Origin of the sequence: Mangrovicoccus ximenensis (assembly GCF_003056725.1) — a bacterium.
GTDB classification, from domain to species: Bacteria; Pseudomonadota; Alphaproteobacteria; order Rhodobacterales; family Rhodobacteraceae; genus Mangrovicoccus; species Mangrovicoccus ximenensis.
The window spans coordinates 174,403-194,622 of the sequence record NZ_QBKZ01000017.1; the positions used below are offsets into that span (position 1 = coordinate 174,403).

The window sequence follows — 20,220 nt, forward strand, 5'->3', positions numbered from 1 at the left end:
GTTTTCTGCACTCGTTCATCAAGAGCGCAGAGTATGAGGGCTGTCCTCTCAGCTCTGAGCGGGAGAATTTCGGTTCGGATCATTTGTCGGGAGGGGAGCCCGGTGTTTTGCAATGGCGTTGTATCCGGTATCTCATTTCCGGTTTCGCCTTCTTCCGTCCCGGATATGGGGCCGCCGCTGACTGCCATTCGGCGCCGTTCAAATCGTAACCGTAAGCTTGGGTTTGGTGCCATTGGGTCAGGCCACAGAAGTAGAGGTCACCCACTTAAGTGGCCTCCAGCGCCTGCTATCGAGGCATTACCCATTCCTCAATCTATATTTTGGAATTTATGTTATCTCCAATGGAGATAAATTGCAGTTTGGCGCGACGACGGCGACGCATCACTTAAGTCGTCGATCCTGAACAACGAGTTCAGGCGGCGGCACCGGACGGATCGCGTTCGATGCCTCACTCCCCATGCGTCGCATTCGCCATCGGGCTCGGACCGGTGGCGCCTCGATGGCTCATTCCTGTATCTTGTGGCGATCATGGAACGCGTCATTGTCCGCCATCGGTCCGAGGACGAGGGCGAATGCGACGCGCCGGGTGCTGTCCTGGCGGCTGTCGAACTCGATGGAATGAGACCTTGTTCGCCATTGGTTCAAAAACAAGGTTGAATGAGTTCTGCATCGAGGCGCTGGAAGACGCGATACGGCTGTATGGGCGGCCCGTAATATTCAACACAGACAAAGGCTCGCAATTCACCAGCCCCCGTTTCACGGACATGCTGCTGGACGCGGAGGTGAAGATCTCGATGGACGGCCGCGGGCGCTGGATGGACAATGTCATGATCGAGCGCCTATGGCGGTCCCTGAAATGCGAGTGCGTCTACCTGAACGCTTTCGAGACCGGGTCCGAGGCCCGCGCCGGGATCGGCAAATGGATCGTTCGGCATCTCTCTCGGACGGATCGCGTTCGATGCCTCGCTCTACAACACCGCGCGCCCACTCGGCGCTCGGGGGGCGGACACCGGTCGGGGCCCACGAGGGCCCCGGCCTGAAGGCAGCGGCATGATCAACAGGCAAGCTTGGCGCCGCCGCAAAACTGTCCGGGAAATGGGGACCACCTCACTATGAGCGAGCGGGCCGAGCCGCTGCGGCGGCAATGCCGTGCGGTGGCCTTGTTGCACATCTCGGTGAGAGGGATTCACCTCGGGAATTCCGATGTTTGGTTCGATGGCCTGCCACCTCCCGCTACCGCACGACGAACTGGGCTGCCTATAACGCTTCGCTGAAGCGGCGAGGATCGTTGTCCATCTGGTTCGATCCGGACATGTCCTGGCAGGCGAAGAGAAGTGGCAAGCGCTGTGACCTGCCCCCCGATAGTTCCCTCGCCGTAGCGTAGAGTCTGCCCAACCGCGAAGGAGCAGACGACATGAGGAAAAGCCGCTTCACCTAGGCGCAGATCATCGGGATGATCAAGGAACAGGAAGCAGGAATGGCGACGGCGGAAGTGTGCCGGCGACATGGCCTCAGCCCGGCGACGTTTTACAAGCTGAAGGCCAAGTATGGCGGGATGGAATTGTCGGATGCCAAGCGGCTGAAGCAGCTTGAAGACGAGAACGCAGAACTGAAGCGCCTCTTGGCGGATACGATGCTCGACAATGTCGTGTTGAAAGACCTGCTGGGATCGAAGCCATGGACCGCCACTGGTCCGAGGACCATGGCTGAGGCCTGACGACACCGAAGGAGCGGCGGGACGCGTCTCTGAGGGCGATGCGGGATCACGATCTCTCGCAACGCCGCGCCTGCGCCCTGGTCGGTGTCGATCCGAAGACGGTGCGGCGGGAACGGCCGCCCGATCGAGCCATTGCGGTGCCATCGGTCCGAGCCCAATGGCGAGGCCGGACATCCGCGAGGAAATGGGCAAGCTCGCCGCGAATCGGCGCCGGTTCGGCTATCGGCGCCTCGGCGTCCTGCTGGAACGCAAGGGCATGGTGATGAACCACATCGGAGCCCGTAAAGCAAAAGGTCCGGGGGACCTTTTGCAGGGCGGAGCGCTCTACCGCCTGTATCGTGAAGAGGGCCTGTCGGTGCGCCGCCGACGAGGCCGCAAGCGCGCTCGTGGCAGCCGGCCGCCGATGCCCGAGGCTCTACGTCCGAACCAGCGCTGGTCGCTAGATTTCGTCTCCGACACCTTCGGGGCGTCGCGCCGGTTCCGCATTCTCGCCGTCAACGGCGACTGCTGCCGCGAGAACCTCGGCCTGGTTGCCGATACCAGCATCTCCGGCGCCAGGGCCGCGCGCGAACTGGATGCGATGGTGCGTCTTCACGGCAAGCCGGTCAGCATCGTCTCGGAGTCGCCAATGGCTGCGCCACTGGTCCGAGCGCCATTGGCGACGGGACCGAGTTCACCAGCAAGGCGATCCTGAAATGGGCCAAGGACAACGACGTCGCGTGGCACTACATCGCGCGGCGCGCGGTGCCCTCGGCGCGGCTCAGGGACTGGGCCGCGGAGCGCGCCGGGCTGCCGCTTTGGCTGGTGGAGGACTCCTATCCGGTGGTGGGCGACCTGGCCGAGACCATCGCGCTGATCCTGCCGCCGCCGCTGCGCGACGAGGAGCGCACGCTGACCCGCTGGATGGACTGGCTCGACACCCTGCGCCCGCTGGAGGAAGAGGCGAAGAAGGCCGAGGTCCTGGCCGCTTGGGACGCGATGGCGGCGGAGGACCGGCTGGTCTTCAACAAGCTCCTGACCGGCGGCTTCCGCGTCGGCGTCAGCCAGAAGCTCGTCACCCGCGCGCTGTCGCAGGCCACCGGCATCGAGGAGCCGCGGCTGGCGCACCGGCTGATGGGGGACTGGACGCCCGGGACGACGAGCTATGCCAAGCTGGTGCTGTCGAACGATCCCGGCGACGACCTGAGCCGCCCCTATCCGTTCTGCCTCGCCCATCCGCTGGAGGACCCGGCCGAAACCTTGGGCGATCCCGGCGGCTGGCTGGCCGAGTGGAAATGGGACGGCATCCGCGGCCAGCTGATCCGCCGCGGCGGCGAGATCTACCTGTGGAGCCGCGGCGAGGAACTGATCACGCCGCGTTTCCCGGAATTCGCGCCGCTTCTGGATTTCCTGCCGGACGGCACGGTGATCGACGGCGAGATCCTCGCCTGGGATCACGCGGCGGACCAGCCCCTGCCCTTCGCCCAGCTGCAGAAGCGGATCGGCCGCAAGACCGTGCCGAAGAAGCTGCTCGCCGAGGCCCCCGCGCGGATGCTGGCCTATGACCTGCTGGAGCGCGGCGGCGCCGACCTGCGCGGGCAGCCGCTGGCGGAGCGGCGGACGGGGCTCGCACCAGCCGCGCCGCGCGCTCGGGCGCGGGCCAGCGGGTCAGGAAATGCAGCGCGCCGCCCAGGTGCGCATGCGCCTCCGCCAGCCCGAGCGCGCGGTCCTCGGCCTCGATATCGTCGAAATCCGGCAGCAGCTTCAGGTATTTGCGCAGGCAGCGGGCATTCAGCCCGGCGGCGAAGGCGGCCCAAAGATGGTCTTTCAGCTCCCCGGTCTTCCCCAGCGCTTCGAGACAGGCCTCGTAGACCTCGTCGAGTTCGTGGCGGAAGATCTCGAGCCCTTTGCCTTCCTCCGCCGCCCGCGCCCCCGCGACGATGGCAAGCGCCTCCTCCGCCCGCCCGGCGGCGAGCAGGCGCCCCGCCACGTCGGGGGCGATCGTGCCGTAGGTCAGCTGCTCGGGCGTGTAGCGCGCCATGTAGGCATCGACATCGCCCTGGGCAGCGGCCCGAGCGCGGCCCCGGCGGCCAGCGCGGCCGAGGAGGACAGGAAGGAACGGCGGGAGAACTTGGAAAGGGTCATGGCAGGCTCCGTCTCTGCTGCGGCTTGGGCTGCGGGAAATCTCGGGGAAACGTTAACGGTTGCAGTGCTGATGTCGTCTGCTAGTTTTGCACCTGACCGCTGCAAAAGATGCAGCACTGGGGGCGCGATGCGGCATCTGGAGCAGCTGGCCTATATCGAGGCGATCGTGAAGGCGGGTTCGATCCGCAAGGCAGCCGAGACGCTGGCGATCACCTCGACGGCGCTGAACCGCCGCGTGCTGGCGCTGGAGGAGGAGCTGGGCGTGCCGGTCTTCGAGCGGCTGGCGCGCGGCGTGCGGCTGTCCACTGCCGGCGAGCTTCTGGTCGCGCATATCCGGACGCAGATGTCGGAATTCGACAAGCTGAAGAGCCAGATCGCCGACCTTGCCGGCGAGCGGCGCGGCCATGTCCGGATTGCCTGCTCGCAGGCGCTGGTGCCCTATTTCCTGCCCGAGCAGATCGCCGAATACCGCGCCGAGCACCCGCGGGTGACCTTCGGCGTCTCGGTGCGCGACCGCGAGGTGGCCGAAGAGGCGCTGGTCGACCTCTCGGCCGATATCGCGCTGATCTTCGAGCCGGTGCGGCTGCGCGAGGTACAGGTCATCGCCGCCGTGCCGCAGCCGGTCTGCGCGGTGATGGCGCAGGCGCATCCGCTGGCCGGGCGCGAGGTGCTCAGGCTGCGCGACTGCGCGGGCTATCCGCTCGCCCTGCCCTCGCAGCGCTTCGGCGTGCGCCACCTGTGGGACAGCGCGGTGCTCAACAGCTCGCTGCCCTATCCCCGCCACGAGCCGGTGATCGGGTTCCAGATCCCGATCGGCCTGCCGCCGGACGGGCCGGGGGCGGGCATCGTGGCGCGCCCCATGGACCAGCGCGACCTGCCCGCCGGGCGGCTCTATCTCTGCCACGCTGGCAACCCGGCCGTGACCGCGGCGATCTCCTCGTCCGCCGGGACCCGGGCGAGCAGGTCCGGCAGCCTCCCTCGCCGGTCCGCCCGGACCGGTGGCGCTCACCGGCTCGGCATCGCCGACATTGCCGGAGCTGACCTCGACCGCCCGGATCTCCAACCGTCGTCGGGGAAACGGTCCACCGGACCGTTCCCCGATCCTCCTCCATCTCGTCTATGCCGAGGTGGATCTTGCGCCAGGAGCGGGCGGCGCCACCGGTCCGAGCGGCACCGCGAATGCGCCGCTTCGAGCCGCCATGCTTGCGGGTGTGCCGTGCTGCTTCCACGCCGCGATCCGCGAGGGCGCGAAAAGCCCGGTGCTGGCGGAGACGCTGGCCCGGCTCGAACTCCAGACCCTGCCCTGGCGGGCGCTCAATTTCTCCCGCGATGCCGGGCGGAGCGCGCAGTCCCGCACCGAACATGCCGCCATTGCCGCCGCCTTGCTGGCCCGCGATGCCGAAGCCGCGCGGGCGGCGATGCAGGCCCATGTCGCCGGCGCCTTCCTGGCGCTGTCCCGAACCCATTCCGCATAACGATCAACGGAGCTGTCATGCCGGATCCCTCCCTCCTCCTTCTCATGCTGGCGCTGCTGGCGGTCATCGGCGCCTTCGCGGGCGTGCTGGCCGGCCTTCTGGGCGTCGGCGGCGGCATCGTGCTGGTGCCTGCCTTCTTCTATGCCTTCTCGACGCTCGGCTATGGCGGCCCGCAGCTGATGCAGGTCTGCCTTGCCACCTCGCTGGCCACGATCGTCGTCACCTCGGTGCGCTCGGTCATGAGCCACAACAAGAAGGGCGCGGTCGACTGGGACATCCTCAAGGGCTGGGCGCCCGGCATCGTCATCGGCGCCATCATCGGCGTGCTGGTCGCCGCCGCCCTGCGCTCGATCGTGCTGCAGGCGATCTTCGGCGGGCTGGCGCTGGTCATCGGCCTCTACATGGGCCTCGGCAAAGCGCATTGGCGGCTGGCCCAGGCGATGCCCACAGGCTTCAAGCGCGCCATCTATTCGCCGGTGGTGGGCTTCCTGTCGGTGCTGATGGGGATCGGCGGCGGCAGCTTCGGCGTGCCGCTGATGAGCCTCCATGCCGTGCCGATCCACCGCGCGGTGGCGACGGCGGCGGGGTTCGGTGTGCTGATCGCGGCGCCCTCGACCATCGGCTTCCTGACCGTGGGGATCGACCCGGCGACGCGGCCGCCCTTCACGCTCGGGGCGGTCAACATCCCGGCCTTCCTGATCGTGATCGCGATGACGCTGCTGACCGCGCCGCTGGGCGTGAAGCTCGCCCATTCGCTCGACCCGAAGCCGCTGAAGCGGGTCTTCGCGGTCTTCCTGATCCTCGTGGCGCTCAACATGCTGCGCAAGGTCTTCCTCGCCTGACATGCAAAAAGGGCCGGGGTTTCCCCCGGCCCTTTTCCTTTGCCTGCCTGCGGCGCCTACCGCGAATAGAGCCGGTCGAGCCGCACGAATTTCCCCAGCACCCCGAGCGCGATGATGGTGACCCCGATGAGGAGCGCCGAGATCGCGTGGGCGGTCGGTTCCAGCGCGAAGGTCGCCTCGGAATAGATCCGCACCGGCAGGGTGGTCAGCCGCGCCGTCGTGAGGAAGGCGGTCACCGTCACCTCGCCGAAGCTCATCAGGAAGCCGACGAGGCCTGCCGCGAAGAGGCCCGGCGCAAGCGAGGGCAGGGTGACATGCAGGAAGGTGCGCACCGCATTGGCCCCGAGGCTGGCCGAGGCCTCTTCGAGCGCCGGATCGAGCGACAGCACCGAGGTGGTCAGGAGCGTGATCATGAAGGGCAGGATCACCACGACATGCACCGCCATCAGCCCGAGGAAGGGCGGCACCGCCAGATAGATCTGCAGGAGCTTCAGCATGCCGACCGCGATGGCGATGCCGGGCAGCGACAGGGGCAGCATCCAGAAGGCCAGCAGCATGCCGCGGCCGCGGAACGGATGGCGCGCCAGCGCGAAGCCCGCGGGCAGCGCCAGGATCAGCCCGGTCACCACCGAGGCGAAGGCCAGCTTCACCGAGATCAGGAAATTCGCGGTATAATCGCCCGCGATCAGAACCCGGCGGTACCATTCCAGGGTGAAGCCCTTGAACCCCGCCGCCGTTGCCAGCGGCACGTCGTTGAAGCTCTGCACAACCACCAGTCCGAGCGGCAGCAGCAAAAGCCCGATCGCGCAGTACAGCGCCAGCTTCGACAGCACGGGACCGGCCAGATCGACGCTCCGCGCCAGCGGGGCGGGGATGTCCATCGGCGCCGAGGGCGTGCCCTTGCGCCAGGCCATGAAGCGCCCGAGCGCGACGGTGACGAGCCCGATGAAGGCCAGTCCGACGACGGTCATGACCAGCGACAGCGCCGAGGCCATGGTGGCGTTGAGGTTCTGGATCGCCTCCTGCATCACCAGCATGCCGATGGTCCAGACCTTCTTGCCGCCCAGAAGCGTCGCCGAGACATAGGAGGTCACGGTCATCAGGAAGACCACGATGATCCCCGAGCGCAGCCCCGGCAGCGACAGCGGGAAATCGACGGTCAGGAAGCGGATCGCGGGCGAGGCGCCGAGGCTTTCGGCGGCTTCGTGGATGCGCGGCGAGGTGTTCTGCAGGTTGTCGTAGAGCGCCAGCACCATGAAGGGCATGAAGACCTGCGCCAGCGCCACGATCACCGCGCCATGGGTGAAGAGCATGCCGTTGAACGGCCCGAGCCCGACCAGCGCCGCCACGGAGTTCAGGAGACCCTTGGGCGACAGCAGCAGGATGATCCCGAGCGAGCGGACCACCACGTTCGTGAGCAGCGGGATCAGGATCACCGCGAAGGCCAGCGCCCGCCAGCGCGACGGCATCCGCGCCAGCCAATGCGCCAGCGGATAGCCGAGGATCGCCGAGACCACCGTGACGGCAAGCCCGAGGGCCACCGTCTCGGCGATGATCGACAGGTAGAAGCCGTCGGTCAGGATGGTGCGGAACTGCACCAGCGACGGATGCACGAGCACCGGGCCGAAGGGGCTCGGATACTCGTGCAGCGAGAGGAGAACCACGACCGCAAGCGGCGCGGCGAAGGCCAGGAGCAGCCACGCCGTCACCGGCGTGGCAAGGACCGGCCCGATCCAGCGTCTCATCCGGCCAGCACCCGGTCGAATTTGGCCTGCCACTCGGCGCGGTGGGCGTTGATGTAGTCCCAGTCGAAATCGACGAGGTCGTCGACCTGGCCGCCGGTGATCACCTTGTCCTTCACGTCATCGGGCATCTCGATGTCCTTGACGGTCGGCGAATAGTAGACCTCGCGGGCATAGGCGACCATGACCTCTTCGCTGAGATGCAGGTTGATCCATTCCTCGGCGAGCTTCTGGTTGCGGGTGCCCTCGGTGATGCAGGCGACGTTCATGGTCACGGCCATGCCTTCCTCGGGAGCGGCGATGACGCAGTCGGGATTGCGGGTCTCGGCGTATTTGCGGGTGAAGGAGGCGAATTCCACCGACAGGTCGGCCACGTCCTGGTCGATCATGTCGTAGAGCTGCGCCTGCGAGGACTGGATGCCGGCGAAGGGCTTCAGCTCCGCGACCTTCTCGAGCACCTTGTCGAATTCGGTGATGTCGTAGCTGAAGGATTTCGCGGTCATCATCAGCGCCGAGATGCCCTCCGCGCCGAGCCCGTTCGGCCAGGCGATGCGGCCCTTCCATTCCGGGTTCCACATGTCCTTCCACGAGGTCACCGGCGTCTTGGCGGCGGTGCCGTCATAGACGACGGTGCAGGGGTTGAAGGCGACGCCGTAGCCGCCCTTCTGCGCCAGCGGATAGAGCGCGTCGAAGCGTTCCACCGCCGCCGTCGGCGCCTGGGTCACGCCGTCGGCCACCGCCTGGCGGCTTTCGTAGATGTTGAGGTAGAGCACGTCGAAGCTCGGGCGGCCGCGCTCGGCATAGGCGCGCGCCCGGCGGTCGGTGGTGCCGCCCAGCACGTAACTGATCTTGCAGCCGTATTTCTCGACGAGCTTCGGCTCGATGAACTGCTTGACGATCTTTTCCTGGGCGCCGCCCCAGATGCCGACCACCAGCTCGTCGCCGGGTTTCGGTTGCGCATAGGCGGGGCGGATGATGCTTGCGGGGGCGGCAAGCGCGGCAAGGCCGAGGCCGGTGAACTGGCGGCGGGTCAGCGTCATGGGAGGTCTCCTGTCGGGGGTCGTTTCTGGGTCTGGTCTCAGATGAAGGTGACGGCGCCGGGCAGCGCCTCGACCGCGATGGTCTGGCCGGGGGCGGGGGGCGGCAGGTCGGAGGGGATCACCATCCGCACCGGTCCCGAGGCGGCCGCCAGGTCGATCTCGAAGCTTTCGCCGAGATAGCTGACCGTGCTGACCGTGCCCGAAAGCGCGAGCGGGCCGGTGGCTTCGGCGGCGGGGCGCAGCCGCGAGGCGCGCAGCACCATCTGGCTGGCGCCTTCGGGTGGCGCTCGGCTATGGCCGCGGCCTCGCGGCCGCCGAGGCTCTGGCCGCAGAGCTGGGCGACGCGATCCCGCTGCAGATGGATCTGGCCGACCGCGCCTCGGTCGCCGCCGCGGTTGCGGAGGCTGCCGGCCATTTCGGCGGGCTGCATCTGGCGGTGAACAACGCTGGCCATTCCGCGCCGGGGCATCTGCTGGATCTCTCCACCGAGGATTGGGATCGCACCTTTGCCGTGCAGGCCCGCGGCTTTTTCCATTTCGCGACCGAGGCGGCGCGGCAGATGAAGGACCGGGAAGGCGGCGCCGTCGTCGCCATCGCCGGGGCCTCGGCGCTGCGCTGCTATCCCGGCAACGGCGCCTATGGCCCGTCGAAATCCGCCGTTCTGGCGGCCTGCCGCCAGATGGCCGTCGAATGGGCGCCCTTCGGCATCCGCGTCAACGCGGTCTGCCCCGGCCCGGTGCGCGATCCGGCGAGCAACTGGCGCGAGGCGGAGCCCGCGCTCGCCGAGGAAGTCGACCGGCTTCCGCTGCCCAGGGCGGCAGCCCCCGCGGAAATCGCACAGGCCGTGCTCTATCTTGCAACGGCGGGCTATGTTACCGGACAGGACCTCGTCGTCGACGGCGGCGGAACGACGACCTGGTATATCCAGGGCTGATGGGCAGGGCAGTCCGGGGAGGCAGGGCCATGGCACGCAGGAAGGCGCTCGAGACCGAAGCGGCGCAATTCGACGACAGCTACCAGCCCGCGCCGGGCTCGCCGCCGGACATCATGTGCCGCACGGCGCTCGACCTCTTTGCCGAGCGTTCCTATTCCTCGGTCCGCATCAAGGACATCGCCGAGGCGAGCGGGTTCAACCCGTCGCATTTCTACTACTATTTCGACAACAAGGAGGATCTCTTCATGAAGACGATCGCCCGGGTTGTCGCCGAGGCGTTTTCCCATTTCGACGGGATCACCCGGGCCGGGGGCACGCCCGAGGAGGTGATCTCGGGCTGGATCGAGCTGCATGTGCGCCAGTTCGTGGCGCTGCAGAAGGTCGCGCGGATGAGCCTCGACTATGCCGCGACCGGCAAGCGCACCCCGGTCGCAGACCGCGCGATCCGCGCCTTCTACGAGCGCGAGGCGGATATCCTGAAGGCGGCGATCCAGCGCGGCATCGCCGAGGGCAGCTTTGCCGATGTCAATCCGTCGGACACGGCGGCGCTGATCTCGACCTTTCTCGACGGGGCGCTGTTCCGCAACGTGATGTTCCCCAATTTCAGCTATGCGCGGGCGATGCAGTCGATGCGCCGCGTGGTGCTGCACTGGCTGAAGACCGGGGCGGGGCCGCTGCCGAAGGCCGGGGCCGCCCCGTGAGCCACGGTCCGCGCGCCGGTCCTCGGAGGACCGTCCTGCCGGAGCCGGGGCGCGGCACGGCGGCCGCGCCCGCCGATACGGCGGCTGGCCATCGGGGCCATGCGGATCATTCGCCGGAGGGGGCGGGATGGCGGAAAGCCAGGCTCCCGGCCGGAAAGACTGCCGACGCGCAAGCCGCGGATGGGGGCCATCGCCCCGGCAAGCAGGTTCGCCCGGATCATCTGGCGATGCTGGCGCGCAATGGAGAATGCCGCGATCCGGTCGGCGCGGCCTCCTGGCAGCCGCCGCCGGATCGTCGGCCATGCGAGGCGGGCAGCGACCAGCATGGGCAAAGGATCGCCATGATCCGGGCGGGGCAAGTCAGCGCCCGGCATGGAGTCCAGAGCCCGCAGTTCCGAAATCACTGCCATCCGCGCAGCTCCATGCCGGCCAGCGGCCGGACAAGGCCGCGCATCAAGGTCCGGCAAATGGCCGCAGGCGCCAACTGCCCTGCGGGACACGGAAATCACCTGCCCGCTTCGGAGCAATGCCATGGACCCCGCCGCGCAGGCGCAGCGGGACTTCCAAGTCGAATGGATCGGAGAGGAGACATGCCATGGAAATCGTCAGGATTGGCCTCGACCTTGCCAGGAGCGCATTCCAGGGTCACTGCGTCGGCAGAGGCGGCAGGACGGCGCTCGGAAAGACGCTGCGCCGCGATGCCGTCGTGCCGTTCCTTTCCCGGCTTCCGCCTTGCCCCGCCGGCATGGAAGCCTGCAGGGGGTCCCATTGCTGGGCGCGGGTGCTCCCGGAGCTTGGCCACGAGCTCCGGCTGATTGCGCCGCAGTTCGTGGCTCCCCAGGTCAAGCCGGACAGTGAGGCGGAACGGGAAACGGCGCGGGGCGCCGTTTTCCCGCCGGACGACCGCAAGAGGCGATTTGCGGGGCGGCCGGCCGCCCGCCAATGCGGGTCGCGCCATCGGCGTGCTTTCAGCACGGCGCCGCTGAAATCGCCGGAGCAACTCGAGATACAGGCTGTCCGCCGGATCCGGCAGAGACGGATCTCCGGCCGGACGCGGCTGGCGGACCAGGTGCGGGGCCAGCCGGGCGAACATCGGGCGGTCCTCGCCCGCCCCGTCAGCCATCTGCGGAACGCGCGTGTCCGGATCGCCGGAGGACGCCGCCGCGAGGACGGGGTGCCGGACATGATCGGCGAGCTCGCGATGGAGACCCGCGACGGATTGGCAGGGCCCGGCAAGCGCATCGCCGCCTTCGGCCGCAGGATCGGGACGCTGTTCCGGAACAACGGGGCCTGCCGGCGGACCGGCTGCACCGACGGGATCGGACCCTTCTCGGCAGATTTGGCGCCACGCCGCGGGCGTGCCTCCGGAACTTGTGCCGAGACAGAGGTCGGGCGGGGGCAAGGCGCGGCTCTTCGGCAGGGTGCGGCGGCCTTCAGGACCTCAAAGCCAAATGCGATTCCCCTGGCCCCCTTGGTCAGGACGGGAGAGTGCGCAGCCTGAAAATAGACACTGGTGACAACCCTATTGAAAACCACCGTTGGGGGCGTCAAATACCTTTGACTCCTAATATGGAAAAGTTTACGTAAATTTACAGAAGATGATCGAAAGTAAAGTGTGGCTTTGGCACTCTAGCAACTGACATCTCAGATGATTTTTCCAAGCAAACCAGCGTATAGTTCGTATCATTATGAAATCAGCACAGTATCGCCCTGACATAGATGGCCTGCGTTTTTTCGCAGTGATCCCCGTGGTCCTTTTTCACGCAGGAATTTCCGGGTTCAGTGGCGGCTTCGTCGGGGTGGATGTTTTTTTTGTGATCAGCGGTTATTTGATCACGCGCATCATTCTTAGTGAACTGGATCAGAAAAAATTCAGCATTGTTCGTTTCTACGAACGGCGCATTCGACGGATCTTTCCCGCACTTTTTGCACTGATCGCTTTTGTTTGCATCGTTTCCCCCCTAGCACTTTTGCCCAGCGAATTGAAGACGCTGCCCTATGAAATACTTGGTGCACTCGCTTTCGTAGCCAATATCGTTTTCTGGCAGCAATCGGACTACTTTACGACATCCGCCGAAGAAAAGCCCCTTCTGCATACTTGGTCTCTGGGGGTGGAAGAGCAGTTCTACATTTTCGTGCCGCTGATACTATGGCTTCTTGTACGGTATGCGCGACGGGGCGTTTTGCCCATGATCTTGGCGGGCCTCGCCGTGTCCTGCGCTCTCAGCATCTGGTTGACGCCGCTCAGGAACAGCGCGGCATTTTACCTCCTGCCCCCCCGTGCCTGGGAACTTCTGATCGGGTCGGTTCTGGCGACTGGCATACCCCGGATGCGCAGTCCTGTTGTGAACGAAAGCGCGGCAGGTCTCGGCCTGCTTTGCCTTCTTGCTGCGGTCTTCACCTTCGACGAACATACCAGTTTCCCCGGCTATGCGGCGGCCCTGCCGGTGATGGGATCGGCCCTGATCATCCAGTTCGCGCAAGGTACTGCGGTCGGGCGCCTGCTTGGGAGCCGGCCCTTGGTGTTCATCGGGCTGATTTCCTACTCGCTTTACCTGTGGCACTGGCCGTTGGTCGTGTTCTTCCGGGACTGGGGCCTCTTAGAGAGCATGGCCGGTCGTGGTGCGGTCGTGGTTTTGTCGGTCATTCTGGCCTGGGCAAGCTGGAAATTCATCGAAACACCGTTCCGTCGGCCGGTGAACTGGCCCCGTCTACGATTGTTCTGGTTTGCGGGTATCGGAAGCGGGGTGCTGGCGGCGACTGCCGGAGCCTTGTATCTGACCGATGGCTGGCCCAGCCGGTTCACACCCGAGAATGTGGCCTTCGATCAGGCAAGGAACGACATCAGCCCCGAGCGGCAGCGTTGTCATATCAACTGGGGACGCCGACCATTCGAGACGCTGTGTCGTCTCGGCACCACAGGGGATCAAGAGCCCGACACGCTTCTCTGGGGAGACAGCCATGGTGTCGAAGTGGCGGCGGCTTTCGCGGAAGCTGGATTGCCGCTGATCCAGGCAACCTATTCGTCCTGCCCGCCAGCACTGAATTTCGTGCCCCGAGGCCGACCCGACTGCAAGGCACATAACGACGACATGCTGGCGAGCATCGAAAAAGAGGCGCAGATCAAGACCGTGCTGCTGTCGGCTTTCTACTATAATTATTCCGGATCCGAATTCTGGTCCGGCATGCAGCAAAGCATTGCGCGTCTGCAGGCTGCCGGGAAACGGGTTATCGTGATTGCGTCGCTTCCGAACTTCGGCATGCGCAATATTCCGTCTTATCTGGCCTCAGGCCACAGGGGGCCGCTTGAGATGAGCCCGGTCCCCCCGGAATTCGCGGAATACATCACGGACGTGCCGGTTGTCTCGCTGACGGAAAAACTGTGTTCCGGCAATGTCTGCTCCCTGACCATCGACGGCAAGCCGCTGCTCTTCGATCACAGCCATCTCAGCATGACGGCAACGCGCAGTGTCGCAGCCAGCGTCGTTCAGGACATCAGGGGCATCATACAGGGGCACTGAGCCTGCTTGCGCCCTGCACGAGGGCTGGCTCTACCTTGCAGCGGTGAAGGACATGGCTACGATGGAGATTGTCGGCTGGTCGATGTCGGACCGGCTCAAGAGCAGCCTCGCGGTCGACGCGATGCGCATGGCGTTGCAGAACCGGCGGTCGGCGCCGCCCAACTTCGACAGTTAATCCGATAAGTAATTGATATTGTTAACGCCGAAATGGCGTTTGTGTGACTACGCGAAGGCTCAGGCGGGTTTCGGAAGGTTCAATGCATCGAAAAGCTCCAGTTGCTCCGGGGTGGTCCTGCTGGTGCCCTTGAAGGTGCGCTCGCCGATATGGGCGGTGTGTTTCTGGATGCGGGCGAGCAGGTCGAGCGCGGTGCGCGGGCTCGCGGAATGGCCCTTCGCCTTCAGCCTCATGCGCATGACGCGGTAGAGGACCAGCGCCAGGAAGCAGATCAGCGCATGGGCGCGGATGCGGTCCGGCCGGCGGTGGTGGACGGGGGCGATCTCGATGTCGCTCTTGAGGACCCTGAACCCGCGCTCGATATCGGCCAAGGCCTTGTAGCGCGCGACGGCCTCCGCCGACGTGATGCCGACGACATTGGTCAGAAGCGCCAGCTTGCCGTCGAAGAGTTCGGCGCGGGCGATCGCGGCCTCATCCAGGCCCCCGCTGAACAGGTCCGCCTGCAGGTCGGGCTTGATGAAGCGGGTGAGCTCGGCTTCGGCGACGGCCCTGGCGAAGCGGCTGTACGATCCGCGGTCGGATGCGCGGCGGCCGCGGGATGTCTCGCCAGCGTCTTGCCCGTCCAGCTTTCCAGCCAGCCGTTCGCCCATCTCCTCGAGCTCGCGGATGCGGACGCGGCGGCGGTCCGACTGCTCTGCGGCGCGCAGGGGATCATGGGTGACGATCAGCCGGTGCCCGGCGAAGTCCGCCTCGGCGAGGCCGTCTGTGTCGAAGGCAAGCGACTGGAATGTTTCGGCCAACTCGGCATAGCGGCGCGCCGGGACGGCCAGGATGAACTCCAGCTTGCGGCCGTCGCGATCGGCCAGCGCGGTCAGCTCGCCGATATTGTCCATGCTCAGCAGGCCCCGGTCTGCGACCAGAACCACGCGCTGGACCGGGAACCGCTTCAGCACGGTTTCGAGCATGCCCTGCAGCGTTTTCGTCTCCGCCATGTTGCCGGGATGAACGGTGTGAAGCAGCGGCAACCCCTCGGCCGTCTGCACGATGCCGAGCACGAACTGCCGGGCAATCCCTCCGGTTTCCTTGTTCATTCCGAAGCCGCGCAGGTCGTCCTCGACGCGCCCTTCGCCGTGGATGCGAACGGTGGTCAGGTCATAGAAGACGACCGCCAGGTCACGATCTACGAGCGGCCGCATCTGTTTCGCCAGCGCCTCTTCGATGGCATCGGCATGGTCCATGAGCGCATCCATGGCGCGCAGGAGGTGCTGGTGCGTAACGGTTTCCGGCATGGACGGCATCGCCACGGTCTCGAGCCAGCGCAGGCAGCCGAGCTTTCTGTCCGGGGCGCAGAGACGGTTGAAGACCATGGCCCTGACCAGCGCTTCGGCATCGAATTCCCGCCGCGACGAGCGCAGCGCGCGATCGAGCGCCTTGCCGATCCCGAGCTCCTTCCAGATTTCATGCAGGGCAAAGACATCGCCGAAACTGCGGCCCGCCTCCTGGATCACCTCGGAGGCGGTGTTCTCCGCCCGGCCGACGGCACGGTTGAGGCCGTTGATCAGCGGGTCGAGCTTCTCGGGGCTGAGCCTGTCGAGGCGGCCGAGACTGGCCACGACGCGGACGCGGACCTGTCCGTTCTCGTTGCGGAAGGACTCGACCAGCTGCAGGTACTGGCGGTCTCCGGTCTTGGTGATGCGTGTGTACATTGTGTAGCGAAGCTATCACTGGAATCCTCAAGTCTCCAATACGATTTTCCAAATCGTGTGTGACTACAAGACATGCCGGATTCAGCGACTTCCATGCTGCTAACTCATTGAAATCCTGTCGGCGCAGGCTCTCAGGCCCGCCAAAATGGCCCCGTAGGTGTCGAACTTCTTTGGTTGCCGCCCGTGATGCAAGAAGTTTCCGTCCCTACCGGTGTGTGATCGAATGCGGTCTTCTTTCAGGCCTCGATGTGCGGCGCTTTCCGGAAGCCGCGGGCTAGCATGGTGATCAGCGGATCAGGTCCAAATCTCGGGGCCGAGCTCGCAGCTCGAAGTTCGACCATGGTTCTCCCGATCCAGATCTGTTCGATCATTCAGGTCATCGCCTTCTCACACCCCCCTTCGCACCGGTTCTGGCCGTTCACGACATGAGGGTCATGCCGTGGCCAGCGCCGGATCCCTGTAGTCTTCGCCCTTCGTCAGCATGGCCCAGATCTGCCGCGCCATCCGGTTTGCCAGCGCAATGCCGGCCAGCATCTTCGGCTTCCTGGCCAGCATCCGGCCGAGCCAGCTCTCCGCGGGCACCTTGGCCCCCGCGCGCCCCATGATCCGCGTCATCGCGCCGATGATCAGGAGCCGCCGGATGTCAGTCTGCCCGGCTTTCGACACCCGGCCGAGCCTGTCCTTGCCGCCCGAGGAATGCTGGCGCGGCACGAGACCCAGCCAGGCCGCGAAGTCCCGGCCGCACCTGAACTGGGCCATGTCCGGCGCAAAGGCCTCGACTGCCAGCGAGGTCAGCGGGCCCACTCCCGGCATCGTCTGCAGTCGCCGCGCCATCTCCGTCTGCGCGGCCAGAGTTCTCAACTTTGCGGTCCTTTCGGTAATCCGCTCTGTTCGGGGCGGCTTCGGACCGGTGGCAGCACGCCCCTCACTCTCTGCAATTTGCTCCAGCAGGTCCCGGCATTCCGAGACGATCAGCTCTGGCAGTCCATTCTCCGGCTCTTCGACCAGGGCCTCGATCCGCTTCAAGTGAACAAGGCCGAGAGGAAACACGTGGCCTTGCTCGTAGAGGACCGCCCGCAGCGCGTTCACCAGTTCGGTGCGCTGGCGGACCAGTCGCTCGCGGCTGCGGAACATCACGGCCCTGGCCTGCTGCTCCTCCGTCTTGGGGCTGACAAATCGCATCTCGGGCTGGCGTGCCGCAATCACGATTGCCTCGGCGTCGGCTGCATCGTTCTTTTGCCGCTTCACGAAAGGCCGCACGTATTGCGGCGCGATCAGCTTCGCCTCATGTCCCATCGTCTCCACCTCGCGCGCCCAGTAGCTGGCGCTGCCGCAGGCCTCGAACACGACGAGAGCCGGTGGCTGCTCCGCCATGAACTTCCGGAACTGGGGCCGCGTCAGCTTCCTGCGGAACTTCACGTGCCCGGTCATCGAAGTTCCGTGAACCTGGAAAACGCTCTTTGCCAGATCCACGCCGATCATCGTATCCTTCATTTCGCCGTCCTCTCCGCTTCCGTGGCTTACATCACCACGATCTTGGCACATCGCGATGCCGTCTGGGGAGGGCGGCAACCATCCCATCTCGGGTGCCGGGGCTGATCTGTCATTCCGATCGCGGAATCCAATATGCCAGCGGAGACTATCGGCGGCTTCTGGATGCGTGGAAGTCCAACGCTTCCATGAGCAGAAAGGGGAATTGTCTCGACAACGCCCCCATGAAGAGCTTCTTCGGTTCTTTGAAAAACGAGCTGGTCCACCGCACCAGGTTCCGGTCCCGCCGCGAGGCCAAGGCGGCCCTGTTCGAGTACATCGCCATCTTCTACAATCGGCAGCGCCGCCATTCGAGCATCGGCTACCGCACGCCCGAGCAGGCAAGGATCGACATGGCCGCCGCGATGGCCGCATCGTGAATATCGCCCCAGTCCGGGATCCGGGGGCAAGCTCACCCTTGACCTCGCCGATTGAACGGAGCCAGTCTCACATGCCCGGAGCACGCCGATCGGCATTTTCCACCACATTCGCGACACAACCCAGTCCGGGATCCGGGGGCAAGTTCATCCTTGACCTCACCTCCTGAACAGCGCCACCTTCACTTGCTCGGAGGAAGACTTTAGGGATTTCCACCAAGTTAACGACACGATCTAAAAGGACTTGATATGAATTTATCTTTCAAACACGCATGCGCATGTTGAGTCCTGAGAGGGGTAAGCCGACCGGCGCCGCCTCAGCGTGACCTACCGCACAGATATCGACGGGCTGCGGGCGATCGCGGTCTTCCTCGTGCTGCTGTTCCATTGCCAGGTCGCGGGATTCGCCGGAGGCTATGTCGGGGTCGACGTGTTCTTCGTGATCTCGGGCTACCTGATCACCGGCATCATGCTGGAGGATCTCCGGCAGGACCGGTTCAGCTTCAGGCAGTTCTACATCCGCAGGGCACGCAGGCTGCTGCCTGCCCTGGCCGCCACGATCCTGCTGACGATGGCTGGCGCGGCGCTGATCATGACGCCCGAGCATCTGGAGGAGACCGCCGCTTCGGCCGTCTATACCGCCTTCTCGCTGGCCAATCTCCATTTCGCCGTGGCCGACAGCTATTTCGGCGCCGCCTCCGAGATCAAGCCGCTGCTGCATACCTGGTCGCTGAGCGTCGAGGAGCAGTTCTACTTGGTCTGGCCCGTCGGCCCCGCGGTCTGCTACCGCCTCGGCGGCCGCCGTGCGGTGCTGACCGGCGTGGTCCTCGGCTTCGCGGCAGGGCTCGCGCTCTCGGAATACTGGATCGGCCGCAATCCCAAGCAGGCCTATTTCCTCCCGATGTTCCGCGCCTACCAGTTCCTGGCCGGCGCGGCGCTGGTCTTCATCCCGCATCTGCGCCTGCCGCGCAAATTCGAAGAGGCCGGGCTGGGGCTGGGGCTGGCATTGGTGATCGGCTCGGCCTTGGCCTATGATGACGCCACGCCGTTTCCCGGGATCGCAGGGCTCGTGCCCACGGCCGGGGCAATGCTGATGCTGCATTGCGGCCAAGCCCCGGGGCTCGGCCGCATGCTGACCCTGCGGCCGATGGTCCAGCTCGGGCACGTGTCCTATTCCGCCTATCTGGCGCATTGGCCGGTGATCGTGTTCTGGCGCTATCTCTCGGCCGATCCGTTCAGCCCGGCCGAGAAGGTCCTCCTGCTGGCGCTGAGCATCGGGTTCGGCGCGCTGCTCTACCGCTTCGTCGAGACGCCGTTCAGGCTGCATCGCGGCCAGACGCAGGCCATGTCCTGGAAGCAGATGCTTCCGCCGGTCGCCGCGCTGGCCGCGCTAGCCCTGACTGCCTTCGGCATCCGCGCCATGGACGGGCTGCCGCAGCGGATGGCGCTGGCTCCCGCCCAAGAGGAATATGCGCGGCTGAGCCGGTTCCAGTTCCTCGACGAGTACGGCGACGGCATCCTGGAACTGGGCAGCGGGCGCTCGGGCGAGCGGATCCTAATCTTCGGCGACTCGATGATGCAGAACTACATTCCCGCCCTGATGTCCCTGCCCCGCTTCGCGGCGGCGGAGGTCACGGTGATTTCGCGCGGGGGCTGCGTAATGGCCGCAGGCGCGGTGCGGGTGATCAACCACACCTCGGACCGCGACTGCAGCCGCTACCGCGATGCGGTGGCGGGACTGGCAGGACCCTTCGATCTGGCGGTCTGGTCCCAGAACTGGACCAGCTACGGCGACACGCTTGCCTGGGAGACGGCGGACCGCCCCCCCAGGCCCGCCTTCGCCGACGGCATTCCGGACTGGACCGGCTGGAGGGACGGCGTGGCGGACACGCTCGGCCATCTGCAGGCGATCTCGGCCGCGGTGGTGGTCTTCGGGCCGCAATACAATGCCGGGCAGGTACCGGAGATCCTCGAACGCATCGGCCCGCTTGCCCCGCTCGCGGCCGCAGCGGCGGAAGTGGAGCGGATCGGCCATGCGCCGGTGGCGAACAGAGACGAGATCCTCGAGGGGCTGCGCGCTCAGGCCGCCGCCCGGCCTGAACTGGAGGTCATCGACCCCCGCAATCTGGTCTGCGCTGACGAGGGCTGTCGCTTCCATGACGGCCCTGTCAGCTATTACATGGACCCCGTGCATCACACCACGGCGGCGACCACCTGGCTGGCGGGGCGGCTGGAGGGAGCTCTGCGCTGACAATGCGGCGATCTGCAGGAGGGCAGCCCGGATCCGGCACGGCTAAGCTGGACGGACCCGGGCGCCTTCCACGGAGCGCCATGCC

Annotated in this window: 13 protein-coding genes and 9 pseudogenes; 14 read left to right on the forward strand and 8 right to left on the reverse strand. The window is 65.9% G+C overall.

The window, feature by feature from the left end:
* Window positions 1-574 precede the first annotated feature (574 nt).
* From C7T91_RS24580 to C7T91_RS31855, 4 pseudogenes are all read left to right on the forward strand, one after another.
* Window positions 575-1,054: pseudogene (locus tag C7T91_RS24580) on the forward strand (transposase); the annotation flags it as partial.
* A gap of 153 nt (window positions 1,055-1,207) precedes the next feature.
* Window positions 1,208-1,345: pseudogene (locus C7T91_RS24585) on the forward strand (IS5/IS1182 family transposase); the annotation flags it as partial.
* A gap of 99 nt (window positions 1,346-1,444) precedes the next feature.
* Window positions 1,445-2,449, forward strand: a pseudogene (locus tag C7T91_RS36935) (transposase); the annotation flags it as partial.
* 12 nt (window positions 2,450-2,461) lie between these two features.
* A pseudogene (locus C7T91_RS31855) lies at window positions 2,462-3,268 on the forward strand (ATP-dependent DNA ligase); the annotation flags it as partial.
* Between the two features lie 106 nt (window positions 3,269-3,374).
* On the opposite strand, the pseudogene C7T91_RS38715 reads toward C7T91_RS31855, so the two are convergent.
* Together C7T91_RS38715 and C7T91_RS39985 are read right to left on the reverse strand one after the other, a co-directional pair.
* Window positions 3,375-3,737 (reverse strand): annotated as a pseudogene (locus C7T91_RS38715) (DUF6880 family protein); the annotation flags it as partial.
* Window positions 3,710-3,841 (reverse strand): twin-arginine translocation signal domain-containing protein, encoded by a 132-nt coding sequence (locus C7T91_RS39985; RefSeq protein ID WP_108262240.1) that lies wholly within the window; start codon window positions 3,839-3,841, stop codon window positions 3,710-3,712. The gene C7T91_RS39985 and the pseudogene C7T91_RS38715, both read right to left, overlap by 28 nt.
* A gap of 127 nt (window positions 3,842-3,968) precedes the next feature.
* Between C7T91_RS39985 and C7T91_RS24600 the strand changes: the two are divergent.
* Window positions 3,969-4,724, forward strand: a pseudogene (locus C7T91_RS24600) (LysR family transcriptional regulator); the annotation flags it as partial.
* A 32-nt stretch (window positions 4,725-4,756) separates the two neighbouring features.
* Here C7T91_RS24600 and C7T91_RS39990 read toward each other — a convergent pair.
* Window positions 4,757-5,067, reverse strand: a pseudogene (locus C7T91_RS39990) (hypothetical protein); the annotation flags it as partial.
* On the opposite strand from C7T91_RS39990, the gene C7T91_RS39995 reads away from it, so the two are divergent.
* Complete coding sequence (locus tag C7T91_RS39995) at window positions 5,041-5,316, forward strand: FCD domain-containing protein (protein ID WP_108262242.1); 276 nt, start codon at window positions 5,041-5,043, stop codon at window positions 5,314-5,316. The pseudogene C7T91_RS39990 and the gene C7T91_RS39995 overlap by 27 nt on opposite strands.
* Window positions 5,317-5,333: 17 nt before the next feature.
* Complete coding sequence (locus C7T91_RS24610) at window positions 5,334-6,158, forward strand: sulfite exporter TauE/SafE family protein (protein WP_108262075.1); 825 nt, start codon at window positions 5,334-5,336, stop codon at window positions 6,156-6,158.
* A gap of 56 nt (window positions 6,159-6,214) precedes the next feature.
* On the opposite strand, the gene C7T91_RS24615 is transcribed toward C7T91_RS24610, so the two are convergent.
* The 3 genes from C7T91_RS24615 to C7T91_RS24625 are packed head-to-tail and all read right to left on the reverse strand — an operon-like array spanning window position 6,215 to window position 9,203.
* On the reverse strand, window positions 6,215-7,903 hold the full coding sequence (locus C7T91_RS24615; RefSeq protein ID WP_108262077.1) for an ABC transporter permease subunit: 1,689 nt from the start codon (window positions 7,901-7,903) through the stop codon (window positions 6,215-6,217).
* The gene (locus C7T91_RS24620) at window positions 7,900-8,940 is read right to left on the reverse strand and encodes an ABC transporter substrate-binding protein (protein WP_108262079.1); all 1,041 of its coding nucleotides are present in this window, start codon (window positions 8,938-8,940) and stop codon (window positions 7,900-7,902) included. The genes C7T91_RS24615 and C7T91_RS24620 overlap by 4 nt, the downstream gene beginning before the upstream one ends.
* Window positions 8,941-8,978: 38 nt before the next feature.
* Window positions 8,979-9,203 (reverse strand): TOBE domain-containing protein, encoded by a 225-nt coding sequence (locus tag C7T91_RS24625; protein ID WP_108262081.1) that lies wholly within the window; start codon window positions 9,201-9,203, stop codon window positions 8,979-8,981.
* Window positions 9,204-9,220: 17 nt separating this feature from the next.
* Between C7T91_RS24625 and C7T91_RS24630 the strand changes: the two genes are divergently transcribed.
* The 5 genes and pseudogenes from C7T91_RS24630 to C7T91_RS36940 all read left to right on the forward strand — a co-directional run.
* Complete coding sequence (locus C7T91_RS24630) at window positions 9,221-9,874, forward strand: SDR family NAD(P)-dependent oxidoreductase (protein ID WP_108262083.1); 654 nt, start codon at window positions 9,221-9,223, stop codon at window positions 9,872-9,874.
* Window positions 9,875-9,903: 29 nt separating this feature from the next.
* A complete protein-coding gene (locus tag C7T91_RS24635) occupies window positions 9,904-10,575 on the forward strand; it encodes a TetR/AcrR family transcriptional regulator (RefSeq protein WP_161556092.1) in 672 nt (223 codons plus the stop codon).
* Between the two features lie 595 nt (window positions 10,576-11,170).
* A complete protein-coding gene (locus tag C7T91_RS24640) occupies window positions 11,171-12,076 on the forward strand; it encodes a hypothetical protein (protein WP_108262087.1) in 906 nt (301 codons plus the stop codon).
* Window positions 12,077-12,263: 187 nt separating this feature from the next.
* Complete coding sequence (locus C7T91_RS24645; protein WP_108262089.1) at window positions 12,264-14,096, forward strand: acyltransferase family protein; 1,833 nt, start codon at window positions 12,264-12,266, stop codon at window positions 14,094-14,096.
* A gap of 19 nt (window positions 14,097-14,115) precedes the next feature.
* A pseudogene (locus C7T91_RS36940) lies at window positions 14,116-14,250 on the forward strand (IS3 family transposase); the annotation flags it as partial.
* An 80-nt stretch (window positions 14,251-14,330) separates the two neighbouring features.
* Here the strand turns inward: C7T91_RS36940 and C7T91_RS24650 are convergent.
* Window positions 14,331-15,977 carry an IS1634 family transposase gene (locus C7T91_RS24650; protein ID WP_108262091.1) on the reverse strand — a complete coding sequence of 549 codons (1,647 nt, stop codon included), beginning with the start codon at window positions 15,975-15,977 and terminating at the stop codon, window positions 14,331-14,333.
* A 432-nt stretch (window positions 15,978-16,409) separates the two neighbouring features.
* Entirely contained in the window at window positions 16,410-17,471 is a 1,062-nt protein-coding gene (locus C7T91_RS24655; RefSeq protein ID WP_108262093.1) for an IS110 family RNA-guided transposase, read from the reverse strand.
* A 98-nt stretch (window positions 17,472-17,569) separates the two neighbouring features.
* On the opposite strand from C7T91_RS24655, the pseudogene C7T91_RS24660 reads away from it, so the two are divergent.
* Window positions 17,570-17,887 (forward strand): annotated as a pseudogene (locus C7T91_RS24660) (IS3 family transposase); the annotation flags it as partial.
* 319 nt (window positions 17,888-18,206) lie between these two features.
* Window positions 18,207-20,135, forward strand: a complete 1,929-nt coding sequence (locus tag C7T91_RS24665; RefSeq protein WP_108262097.1) for an acyltransferase family protein — start codon at window positions 18,207-18,209, stop codon at window positions 20,133-20,135.
* Window positions 20,136-20,220 lie beyond the last annotated feature (85 nt).